The organism is Amycolatopsis jejuensis (assembly GCF_000717335.1).
Classification (GTDB): domain Bacteria; phylum Actinomycetota; class Actinomycetes; order Mycobacteriales; family Pseudonocardiaceae; genus Amycolatopsis; species Amycolatopsis jejuensis.
This window is the reverse complement of record NZ_JNYZ01000027.1, coordinates 191,420-202,903: the sequence shown is the minus strand read 5'-3', so window position 1 is coordinate 202,903 and position 11,484 is coordinate 191,420. Positions and strand designations below refer to the sequence as shown.

Sequence of the window (11,484 nt, the reverse complement as noted above, 5' to 3'; positions counted from 1 at the left end):
GGTAGGTGGTGCCGGGCGGGTCAGCCCAGCCGGATCACGCCGTAGTCGAAGCCCTTTCGCCGGTAGACGACGCTGGGGCGACCGGCCTCGGAGTCGTTGAACAGGTAGAAGTCGTGGCCGACCAGTTCCATCTCGTAGAGAGCCTGGTCAACCGTCATGGGGTCCGCGGCGTGTTGCTTCTCGCGGACGACGCGGCCGGGCTGATGGCCCAGGTCCTCGTCTTCCCAGCGCTTCTGCCGGGGGATGTCGCCCGCACTCGTCGCCGCGAAGCCGTTGACCATCGGCTCGGTCGCGTCGGGTGCGTCCAGGACCGCGGTGCCCATCGTGGGCCGGGTGACGGCATCGGCTCCGCCCGCCATCGAAGTCGCTTCGGCGACCGACTCCGGACGGCTGCGGCCGTAATGCACGCGCCTGCGGTCGTGTGTCCGCCGAAGCCGGTTCTCCAGCTTGGTGACGGCGGAGTCGAGCGCTGCGTAGAAGTCGGCGGCACACGCCTCGGCGCGTACGGCCGGACCACGGCCTTTCCCGGTGATCTCGACGCGCTGGCAGCTCTTCGCCTGCCTGCGGTTGGGCTCGTGGAAGAGCTCCACGTCGTAGCGGATGACCTTCTTGTCGTAGCGCTCAAGACGGGCCAGCTTCTCGCTGACGAGCGCCCGGTAGTGCTCGGGCACCTCCACGTTGCGGCCCTTGACGACGATGTCCATACACGACCTCCCTCGCTGAAAAAGACGGCGAGCTGTTGTGTTCTCACGGCGCCGGTACTGCGCGGGTGCGGCGGGCTGAGAAGAATTCGGCGGCCGGTCACGACGTCTCGTGGCGGATGCTCGAACGCGGGACTCAGCGGGCCTCCGGCGCCAGGGACATGGGCTGCACACCTCCCTGCCTGCAGGTTCTGCTGATAGCGGAGCACGTTAGCTTCATCACGCCGTCCGCAACAGCCCCCGAGCCGGGGGATGTCACGATTCGGGAACCCGTTACGGCGCGCAGCGAAACGCCCGTGCACGCCCGGAAACCACCGCCCGGAAGGCCGAACGCGCGAGTGGATGTTTCACGCGGACGGCGCAACGGAACAGCACCTCGGACGCCGAGGGTGACAGCCCCGCACCCCGCAGCCGCCACCCCGGTGGAGTGCTCAGCCGCCGGGGTGATTCCGGCCCAGACCCTCATACCCGGACAACGGCCGGCAAGGGTGCGGGGTTCCCTCTTGACATCACTCGTGTAGGTGACGCCTGGAGGTGGTGGCCGAGCGTGTTTCGTTGCGGGGCGGGCGGTTGAGAGGATTGACGGGTTGGGGTTGGGTGGGCGGCTGGGTCGGGTGGACGGTTGGCCGGACTGGCGGGCTGAGCCGGGTGGGCAGTCGGCCGGACCAGCGGACTTAGTCGGGTGGGCGGACCGGCGGGCTGAGCCGAGTGGGCGGACCGGCGGACTGGATCAGGTGGGCAGTTCGGCCAGACCGGCCGACTGAGCCGAGTGGGCGGACCGGCGGACTGGGTCAGGTGGGCAGTTCGGCCAGACCGGCCGACTGAGCCGAGTGGGCGGTTAGAGCGGGATCGACCGGCTGGACCGGGTGAGCGGTTTGGTGGGAGTGGCTTTGTAGCGGGGTGGGGTGATCCGGCTGGGCGGTGGATTGGGAAGAGATGGTCGAGCGGGAGCGTGGTTGGCTGGGCGGCCAGTCCGGCCGCCCAGTGGGCAGGACTGCGACGGATCGAACGGGGGGCAGATTCAGCTGTGGGGCGGACGGCCAGCCGCAAAGCGAACTGGACGGCGGGCGGGTCGAACCGAGGCAGGTTCGGCTGCGCACCGGACGGCCAGGCCGCGCAGCAGACTGGATGGACGGTTGAGCCCGAACGGATCTAGCCGCGAGACCAGCTGGAGGACGGTTGAGCCGAAGCCGGTTGAGCCGAAGCTGGCCGCGCTGCGAAACGGCCGGACAGGCCGAGCAGGAGGACGGTTGAGCCGAAGCTGGCCGCGCTGCGAAACGGCCGGACAGCCCGAACAGTGGACTGGGCGGACGGTTCGAGCCGAAGCGATCCAGCTGCGGGCGGACGGGCCGAACCACGCGGCTGGAAGGGACGGCGACGATCAAGCCGAGGCCCCACAGAAACCAGGGCCGCATAGTTCGCGGGGGGCCACGACAACCCTCCGCCGTCGTGTGAATGGCCGAGCTCGACCGGTGGTTCGTGGCGGATCAAGCTCCTCTCAGGTCGTTTGGTCGAACTGCAACCGGGTTCCTTCCAGCCACCGGTACTCCCGTGACTGTGCGTGTCTCAGACGGTCGCCAGCAGGGCTACCACCGCCGTCACCTTGATGCCTGCGTTTTTCAACGTGGTGACGCATGCGGCGGATGTGGCACCTGTGGTGATGACGTCGTCCACGACGACTACTCGGGTTCCTGGTGGGGGTCGCCCGGAGGGGGTGTAGTGGAGGTGGCCTTCTAGGTTTCTGGCGCGTTCCGCGCGGCTCAGGCCGACTGCGTCGCGGCCGCCTTTCAGTGTCAGGGCTGGGGCGACGTAGGCGCCGACCCGGCGGGCGCACACCTCGGCCAGTCGCTGGACGTGGGGGCCGCCGCGGGTTCTCGACGCTGTCCTCCGGCTTGGGGCCGGGACCAGGCACCAGGGCGGGGTGCCGGAGGACAGGGCAGCGAAGGACGGCACGGCAGCGAATGAGGACAGGGCAGTCGCCAATGCCCGGCCCAGGGTGGGGGCAACGTCGCGGCGGCCGCGCTCCTTGTAGGTGATCAGGATTCGTTTTGCGACGCCTTCGTAGCGCGCCAATGCGTACGCGGGAACCAGGTTTGCCAGCGGGGCGCGGGATACCGGGGTGGGGGTCCCCCACACTCGTGAGCAGGCGGAGCAGACGGGGGCGCCGCGGGTGTCACAGCCGGCGCATCGGGACGGGAGTAGCAGGTTCAGCAACATGACAATCAGTGTGCACCCGACCACCGACAGTTTCGAAAACCAGAGGGAGTCCAGCGACGCGTGAACTGCGGACCGCAGTAAGTCGCCCGGGACAGGCTGCGACCTGATGACGAACAAAGGTGCTGGTGACCGCAGCGCGAGGAAAAGCCAGAACCCAAGCTCACCCCGGATAAAACGGATCCGCCCCCACCATCGTGTGCGCCTGTGGCCGCCATACCTCACCCAGCTCAGTCGCGTTCCACAAACCTCCGCCGTCGGCTACCACGATCGGGCGGCTCGGGGCGGCCGCGACCGCTCGGACCGGGGCCGTCAGGTTCGAGCTGTTGTACGCGTCCATCCGGCGGCCGTCCACGGACACTCGCTCCACCGGTTGCGACGGTGACGACGTCGTGGCCACCAGCGTGTCCGGCGTCGAGCCCCAGTCGACGTCCGCCACCGACGACAGTGCGCCCGGTTGCAGGACCCTGGGCTCGCGCAAGGTGACCGTGTCGCCGGTGCGCACCACCGACGCCACTACCAGCTGGCCGTTCACTGTCGCGGCCACGCGGGCGCCGTCGCGGGACAGGCGCAGGGTGCCGATCTGGCCGAGCGCCAGCAGGTCGTTCGCGTTCACGCTCTGGCGTAGCCATCGGCCGCTCGGGTCGAGGACCATGCGCGCGATGATGGCGTGGTCGACCACCGTCCACACCTCGCCCGACGGGCCTGCGCCGGTGGGGGCCGGACGCCACGTCGGGCGGCTCAGGCTGCCGCCCACCAGCTCCACCGGCGGCAGGTCACGGCCCATATCGCCGATGCGCAGCTGGACCCCGCCGCCGCTGTGTTCGACCACCGCCAAGCGCTTGCCGTCGATCGACTGGGCGCCGCTCACCACCGCGTACGCGCCGCTTCCCGCGGGGCCTGGGATGGGCGCGCCGTCGCCAAGAGAACGGATGCGGCCGCCGACCGTCATCATGCCCATCAGGTCCGGGCTGGGCGACGAAGCCGCGCTGTACGCCGGGACATCGCTGCTACGCCAGTACTCGTGATCACGCACCAGTGGCGCGCCGTCGGCCAGCAGCCGGATCCGCGTGGACGTGACCGTCTGCATCGACAGCACGATCTGCGCGGCGATCAACGACCGCGTCTCCGGGCTGGCCCCGTTCAGCCCGCTCAGTGGCACCGTCAGCGAACCGTCGTCGTTGTTCTTCACGTTCGTTTCGAGCGAGACCCCGTCGCCCAGCAGGTTTTTCACCGCGCCGGTGAGCCCGGCCGACGGGCCCGCCAGGATCAGGTCCATCACCCGCCCCGGCATGCCCGACTGCGGTTTTGCTGCCACATAACGCAAATCCGGGACGAACGTGCCCGAGTCGGGCGAGTAGAAGCTGACCGCGACCCGGTTGTAGTTGCCGTTGAACTCGTCGTCGGTCACCAGGAGCACCGGCGGCGGGCTCGAAATCCGCCACTGCCCGTTGGCCTGCTTGCGGACCTGGAACGTCTGCTCGGCGGGGCCGCTGCCGGGGATGAACGTGCTGTCGGTGCTCAACGTTCCGAGCACCGACCCACGCACCGAAACCGTGCGGACGTTCGGATCCGCGGGCGGCGTCGACGTGGGCGACGGGGTCGCCGTGGTGTCGTAAACCGTGCTGAACGTGTTGTCGATGATCGTGATCGCGCGCGTCGGCTTCCACGCGCTGCGCTGCCGTTCGTCGAGGAAGGCGCGCGAAGCGGCATTGCCGGACCGCGGGTCGGCGTTGGCCTTGATGAACAGCCGGACGATGTCGAGCGGGTCGGCGTTCTCCGGCGGTTCCGGCGCGTTGTTGGCCTGCTGCGGCGGTTTCTCCGCGGACACCACCACCGGCTGCGATTCCAGCGGCACGTTCGCGCAGCCCGCGAGCAAGACCAAGCAGGCCACCAGGAGCAACACGCGCCTCACTGGCCGACCTCCTCACGGTCCGGCGCCGGATCGGCCAGGATGGCCTCCGGCGCGGGCTGCAGTTCGGCGACCGTCGACGGTGACAGGGTGATCTCCGAAACGGCGTCGGCGGGCGGCAGCACCAGCGGGCTCTCCACGATCGGCACGCCCTGCCGGCGCGGCACCTCGAGCCGGAAGCACGCCCCCTGCCCCGGCTCGCCCCACGCGTCGAGGACGCCGCCGTGCAGCCGCGCGTCCTCCTGGCTGATCGCCAGCCCGAGACCCGTACCGCCGGTGCGCCGGTTGCGCGACGGATCGGCCCGCCAGAACCGGTTGAACACCAGCTCGTCCTCGCCCGCCCGCAGGCCGACGCCGTAGTCCCGCACCGTGATGGCCACCGCGGTCTCGTTCACCCCGACGGTGAGCACGACGGGTTTGCCCTCGCTGTGGTCGACGGCGTTGGCCAGCAGGTTGCGCAGGATCCGCTCGATCCGGCGCGCGTCCACCTCGGCGGAGGTGTCCTCGTCCGGCAGCACCAGCTCGACCGCGCTGCCTGCCGACCCCGCGAGCACCCGCACCTGCTCGACGGCGCGGGTCGCGATCGGCCGCACGTCGATGTACTCGGCCGACAGCTCCTCGACACCCGCGTCGAGCCTGCTGATCTCCAGCAGGTCGCCGAGCAGTGCCTCGAACCGGTCGAGCTCGTCGACCAGCAGTTCGGTGGACCTGGCGAGCCCGGGCGGGAACTGCTCGCGCGACGCGTGCAGCACGTCGGCGGCCATCCGCACGGTGGTCAGCGGCGTGCGCAGCTCGTGTGACACATCCGAGGTGAACCGGCGCTGCAGCCCGCCGAACTCCTCGAGCTGGCGGATCTGCTTCTGGATGCTCGCGGCCATGCCGTTGTACGACACGGCGAGCTTGGCCAGGTCGTCCTCGCCGACCACGGCAAGGCGCTGGTCGAGGTCGCCGCCCGCGAACTGCTCGGCCGCCGCGACCGCCTGCCGGACCGGCCGCACCACCTGCCGGACCACCAGGTTCGTGATGCCGGCGAGCAGGAGCAGCAGCACGAGACCCGCGACGAACAGCGTGTTCTGCACGGTGGACACCGTGTTCTGCTCGCTCGTGAGCGGGAACAGCAAGTACAGCTGCAGCGGGCTGGCCACCGAGCTCAGCGGCGTGCCGACGATGAGGTACGTCGTGCGCACGCCGTTCTCGTCGACCGTGTGCTCGAGCCGCGCGAGGTGGTCGGCCTCCACGAACTGGCGCAGCCGCACCGGCACGGACGCGAACGGCCCGACGTACACCGGGTCGCTGCCGACCTGCCCCCGGCCGACGCTCGCGAGCACCGGCTCGAACGTGCCCGCCGTGGAACCGGCCGGCGACGACGACGTGGTGGAGATCTTTTTCAACGCGTTTTCCAGGCGCGTGTGCAACGCGTCCGGCGATTCGCCGCCGACCCCGACGAGCTCCCGCGCTGCCGTGTCGGCGAGCGCCTGGGTCTGCTCGATCGCGGCCCGGCGCTTGGTGTCGAGCAGCCGTTCGGTGATCTGGTTCTGCAGCACCATGCCCAGCACGAAGACCACGGCCGACGACAGCGCGAGCGTCGAGATGGTGACCCGGAACTGCAGCGAATGCCGCCACAGCTCGTTGAACGCCACGGCGCGGCGGCGGGCGAAGACCACGACCCGGCGGACCAGCCGGACCGTGGCGCGGGTGGCGGCACGCAGCCGCCCCGCGGAAGCGGTCATCGCACGATCACGGCGGGCCGGCCTTGTAGCCGACCCCACGCACCGTCAGCACCACCTCGGGGTGCTCCGGGTCCTTCTCCACCTTCGACCGCAGGCGCTGGACGTGCACGTTCACCAGCCGCGTGTCCGCCGCGTGCCGGTACCCCCACACCTGCTCCAGCAGAACCTCGCGGGTGAACACCTGCCGCGGTTTGCGGGCCAGCGCCACGAGCAGGTCGAACTCCAGCGGCGTGAGCGGGATGGCCTTGCCCTCGCGGGTGACCTCGTGGCCGGGCACGTCGATGGCGAGGTCGCCGATGGTGAGCGACTCGGCGGGCTCGGCCTCGGTGCGGCGCATCCGCGCCCGCACCCGCGCGACCAGCTCTTTCGGCTTGAACGGCTTGACGACGTAGTCGTCGGCGCCGGACTCGAGGCCCAGCACTATGTCGACGGTGTCGCTCTTGGCCGTGAGCATGACGATCGGCACGCCCGACTCGGCGCGGATCGCCTTGCACACGTCGATGCCGTTCATCCCGGGCAGCATCAGGTCCAGGAGGACCAGGTCCGGTTTCAGCTCCCGCAACGCGGGCAGCGCCCGCGAACCGTCCGCGACCACCGCGGTGTCGAACCCCTCTCCGCGGAGCACGATGGTGAGCATCTCCGCGAGCGCGGGGTCGTCGTCGACCACCAAGACACGTGCCTTCATGACCACATGTTCGCACTCCTTCCCGCACTCGTCTCCGCGACCCGCGCGTTTGACCACCGGAAAGATCAAGATCACCGGCCTGCGCTAGGCCATCCGGAGCCATCCGGACCCCTCGGGAGCCGGGTTCGCCCGCTCAGCCGAACAGATCGCAGCGGAGCGGTTACTGTTGCGTCATGCGGAACCAGGACTCGGGAAACGCAACGGGAAGTGCGGTGCAATCCGTCGACCGCGCGATCACGGTGCTGGAACTGCTGGCCCGCGGAGGCGAGACCGGGATCACCGAAATCGCCGGTGAGCTGGGGGTGCACAAGTCCACGGTGTCCCGGCTGCTCAGCGTGCTGGAGGCGCATGGGCTGGTCGAGCAGCTCGGCGAGCGGGGCAAGTACGCGATCGGCTTCGGCGTGGTCCGGCTCGCCGGGGCGGCCACCGGCCGGATGGACCTCGCGAAGCTCGGCAGGCAGACCTGCCAGTCGCTGGCCGAGGAGCTGGGCGAGACGGTGAACATCGCGATCGCCGACGACGGGGTCGCCATCAACATCAGCCAGGCCCGCGGGTCGGCGGCGATCACCACGCAGAACTGGACCGGCCAGCGCACGCCGCTGCACGCCACGTCCAGCGGCAAGGTGCTGCTCGCCGCGATGGACGAGGCCGACCGCAAGCGCATGCTCGGCCACGACCTGGAGCAGTACACGCCGCGTACCACGGTCGACCGCGACGAGCTGGCCACCGAGCTCGACCGCGTGGCCGAGGACGGGTACGCGGCCTGCTTCGAGGAGCTGGAGCTGGGGATGCACGCGGTCGCGGTGCCGGTGCGCGGACCGGGCGGCGAGGTGGTGGCGGCGATGAGCGCGTCCGGCCCGTCGTACCGGCTTTCCAAGCAGCGGATCCGGCAGATCGTGGCCCCGATGGCGTCCGCCGCCAAGGAACTCTCCGCCCAGCTCGGGTACTTCTCCACCTGAGCCGTCTCTTGACAGCGCGCCCCGGATCGCGCACTTTTTGGTGTTGCAGAAGACGGAACGCCGATCTTCATCCGCAACGCGCGCAGGGGGTACCTCGCGATGGCACCTCGACCGCGAGTGATCGTGATCGGCGCCGGGCTGCTCGGCTGCGCGGTCGCCGACGAGCTCACCGAACGCGGCTGGACCGACGTCACGGTGCTCGAACGCGGGCCGTCGATCGGGTCGTCCGGGGCTGGCGTGCTGGTCCGGACTCATCGGGACCGGGCGGTCACCGAGTTCGCCAAGTACACCGCGGAGAAGTACGCCGGACTGACCGTCGACTGGTGCTTCCAGCCGGTGGGCAGCCTCGAACTGGCGACGACGCCCGAACAGCTCGCTGACCTGCGACGACGGCACGGCTGGGCCACCGCGTCGGGGATCCGGGGCTACCTGCGGGATCCGGGCGAATGCGCTCAGCTGCACCCGCTGCTCGACCCGGCGAAGGTGCTCGGCGGTCTGCACGTCCCGGAGGACGGGCTCGTGAAACCGGCCCGCGCGGCGCTCGCGCAGGCACGTCGGGCCGAGGCTCGGGGCGCACGATTCCTGACCGGGCAAGAAGTCGTCGAGATCGTGCGCGCGGCCGGGCGCGTGACCGCGGTGGCGACCGCGACCGACCGGTTCCGCGCCGACCTGGTCATCTCGTGCGCCGGGCTGCGCGGCCCTTCGGTGGGACGGCTGGCCGGCCTCACGGTGCCGGTCGTGCCGATCGCGTACGACCACGCACGCACGACGCCGCTGGCCGGGCTGGCCGGGCACAACGACGACTTCACCGAAGCGGGCAAACCGGTGCTGCGCGTCGGCGGGCTGGAGATGCGGGAACACGTCGACCGGCTGGGGATCACTGCGCTCGGCCCGGCCGAGCCCGGCGGTGCGTTCGCTCCGGCCGGGTTCGAGGAATCGTGGACCGCCGCGCTCCGGTTGATGCCCGCGCTCGCCGACGCGAAGGTCGAGGAAGGTGTCCGCAGCCTGTTTCCCGGCACGCCGGACGGGTTGCCATTGCTGGGCGAGCACCCGGAGGTCGACGGGTTTTGGGTCGCCGAAGCGCTGGGCTGCACCTGGTCCGCCGGAGCTGCGCGGGAGCTGGCGCGATGGCTCGTGGAGGGCCAGGCGCACCTCGACCTGCACTCGGTCGATCTCGCGCGGTTCGATCGGGTACAGCTCGCTCCGGGGCAGGTTCGGGAGCGCAGCCTGGCATCGGCCGGGCATCTTTCAAAGACGGCGGGGCTGGTTCGGTCCACGCCGTGCTACGAACGCGAAGTCGCCCTTGGCGCGCATTTCCGCGACGAGGACGGCTGGACGCGGCCGCAGTGGTACCGCGACGGCCGAGAGGAAGCCGTCGCGACCCGGAGCCAGGTGGCGCTGTTCGACCTCACCCCGAGGCGGAGGCTGGAGATCACCGGCCGTGGTGCGTTGCCGTTTCTGCAGACGATGACCACGAACCAGCTCGACCGTCCGCCCGGCACGATCACGGAAACGTTGCTGCTGGGGGAAGACGGCGGGGTCCGCAGCGACCTCACCGTCGCGCGGCTGGAGCCCGAGCGGTTCCACGTCGCCGTGCACAATCACCGTGACGTCGCGTGGTTACGCCGTCATCTCCCCGGCGACGGCACGGTGCAGTTGCGCGAAACCACTTCCGGCACTTGCTGTCTCGGCCTGTGGGGACCGCTTGCCCCGCAGGTGTTGCCCGAACTGTCCACATCGGACTCCCGTGCGTGGCGGACGTACGCCGGCGAGGTACCGGTGACCGTGCTGCGAGTGTCCGAAGTGGGCGAACCCGGCTGGGAACTGCACACCGGCGCAGACCTCGGACGGCAGCTGTGGGACACGCTGTGGGCGGCCGGGCAGGCGCACGGGATCGTCGCGGCCGGGCAGGATGCGTTGCGGAGCCTGCGAATGGAGGAAGGGCACCGAAAATACGGCGTCGACGTGACCACTGAGCACGACCCGTACGAAGCGGGTCTCGGCTTCGCGGTGCGGATGGACAAGGGCTACTTCCTCGGCCGCGACATGCTGGTCGGCCGCTCGCCCTCGACGGTGAGCCGGAAGCTGACGTGCCTGACCGTCGAGGACGCGCGGCCGATGCAGGGCCGGGAACCGGTGTATGCCGAAGGTCGCCCGGCGGGGTTCGTCACGAGCGGCGCATTCGGTTACACGGTGGGCAAAAACCTCGCGTACGCCTGGCTTCCGGTGGAATACACCCGGCCGCGCACGCCGGTGGAGATCGAGTACTTCGGTGAGCGGCTCGCGGCTCGGGTGGCCGCGGAACCCTTACGCAGAAGTCACGAATAGCTGATCGCCAGGTCGTCGAGCAGGCCCGGGTGCTCGGGTTTCCAGTCGAGGATCTCGCGTGTGCGCGTAGCCGACGTGGGGTTGTCCACCTGCACCATCGGCGCCAGGAAACCGAAGCGAGCTTCGGCCTCGTCAGGGGCGATGGACGCGGCCGGGACACCGGCGAGCCGTCCGATCGCCTCGGCGAGCTCCCGGAACGGGATCCCTTCGTCGCCGACGGCGTGCAGCACCGTGCCGGCCGGGGCGTTGTCCAGCGCCAGCCGGTAGATCCGGCCCACGTCCAGGGTGTGTCCGGCGGGCCAGCGGTTACCGCCGTCGCCGACGTACGCGGAAACCCCGGTGGAGCGGGCGATCCGGATCAGGTTCGGGACGAAGCCGTGCTTGTCGAGCGCGCTGTGCACCGACGGAGGCAGGCGGACGACCGACGACCGGACGCCGCGATCGGCCAGTCCCCGCACGAAGTTCTCGGCGTCGACACGGTGGCCGCTCGGGAATACGTCGTCCTCGGTGCCGACGTGGTCCAGACCGGCGAGCATCAACGTGCCCGTGGTCGCGACCAGCGGTTTGCCGGTGCCGACGAGCGCTTCGCCGATGACCTGCAGAGCGATCAGATCCGCGGCCACGGCACCCGCGTAGTCCCCGCTCATCATCGCGTCGTGCTTGAACGCGAGGTGGATGACGCCGTCCGCCTCGGCTGCGGCGGCGCGCAGGCCGTCGAGGTCGTCGAGGTCCCCGCGCCGCACCCTGGCACCCCGCTCGGCAAGCACCGCCGCAGAGGCGTCCGACCGGGCCAGGCCGATCACCTCGTGCCCGGCGGAGAGGAGTTCGGGGACGACCGCAGCACCGACGTGGCCGCTGGCCCCGGTGACGAAAACACGCATGACATTACCTTCCGAAGTTGATGACACCTGGTGACATCAACCGTACTCCTGATGTCACCAGGTGTCATCAACTA

General features: G+C 70.2%; 7 protein-coding genes. 2 read left to right on the top strand and 5 right to left on the bottom strand.

Annotated elements, in window-relative coordinates; genetic code table 11:
* Positions 1-20 precede the first annotated feature (20 nt).
* The 4 genes from hpf to mtrA form a co-directional block, all read right to left on the bottom strand.
* On the bottom strand, positions 21-704 hold the full coding sequence (gene hpf / locus OO71_RS32830; protein WP_033293829.1) for a ribosome hibernation-promoting factor, HPF/YfiA family: 684 nt from the start codon (positions 702-704) through the stop codon (positions 21-23).
* 2,374 nt (positions 705-3,078) lie between these two features.
* Positions 3,079-4,830 (bottom strand): LpqB family beta-propeller domain-containing protein, encoded by a 1,752-nt coding sequence (locus tag OO71_RS32820; RefSeq protein WP_033293828.1) that lies wholly within the window; start codon positions 4,828-4,830, stop codon positions 3,079-3,081.
* Positions 4,827-6,557: an MtrAB system histidine kinase MtrB gene (gene mtrB, locus OO71_RS32815; protein WP_033293827.1), complete on the bottom strand. Its 1,731-nt coding sequence runs from the start codon at positions 6,555-6,557 to the stop codon at positions 4,827-4,829. Before mtrB ends, OO71_RS32820 begins: the two co-directional genes overlap by 4 nt.
* A 7-nt stretch (positions 6,558-6,564) precedes the next feature.
* Positions 6,565-7,242: an MtrAB system response regulator MtrA gene (gene mtrA / locus OO71_RS32810; RefSeq protein ID WP_005150760.1), complete on the bottom strand. Its 678-nt coding sequence runs from the start codon at positions 7,240-7,242 to the stop codon at positions 6,565-6,567.
* A 173-nt stretch (positions 7,243-7,415) separates the two neighbouring features.
* Between mtrA and OO71_RS32805 the strand changes: the two genes are divergently transcribed.
* Together OO71_RS32805 and OO71_RS32800 are read left to right on the top strand one after the other, a co-directional pair.
* Positions 7,416-8,201 carry an IclR family transcriptional regulator gene (locus OO71_RS32805; protein ID WP_033293826.1) on the top strand — a complete coding sequence of 262 codons (786 nt, stop codon included), beginning with the start codon at positions 7,416-7,418 and terminating at the stop codon, positions 8,199-8,201.
* Between the two features lie 99 nt (positions 8,202-8,300).
* The gene (locus tag OO71_RS32800) at positions 8,301-10,529 is read left to right on the top strand and encodes an FAD-dependent oxidoreductase (protein ID WP_033293825.1); all 2,229 of its coding nucleotides are present in this window, start codon (positions 8,301-8,303) and stop codon (positions 10,527-10,529) included.
* Here the strand turns inward: OO71_RS32800 and OO71_RS32795 are convergent.
* Positions 10,520-11,410 carry an SDR family oxidoreductase gene (locus OO71_RS32795; RefSeq protein ID WP_033293824.1) on the bottom strand — a complete coding sequence of 297 codons (891 nt, stop codon included), beginning with the start codon at positions 11,408-11,410 and terminating at the stop codon, positions 10,520-10,522. The two genes, OO71_RS32800 and OO71_RS32795, sit on opposite strands and share 10 nt — an antisense overlap.
* Between the last annotated feature and the right edge of the window lie 74 nt (positions 11,411-11,484).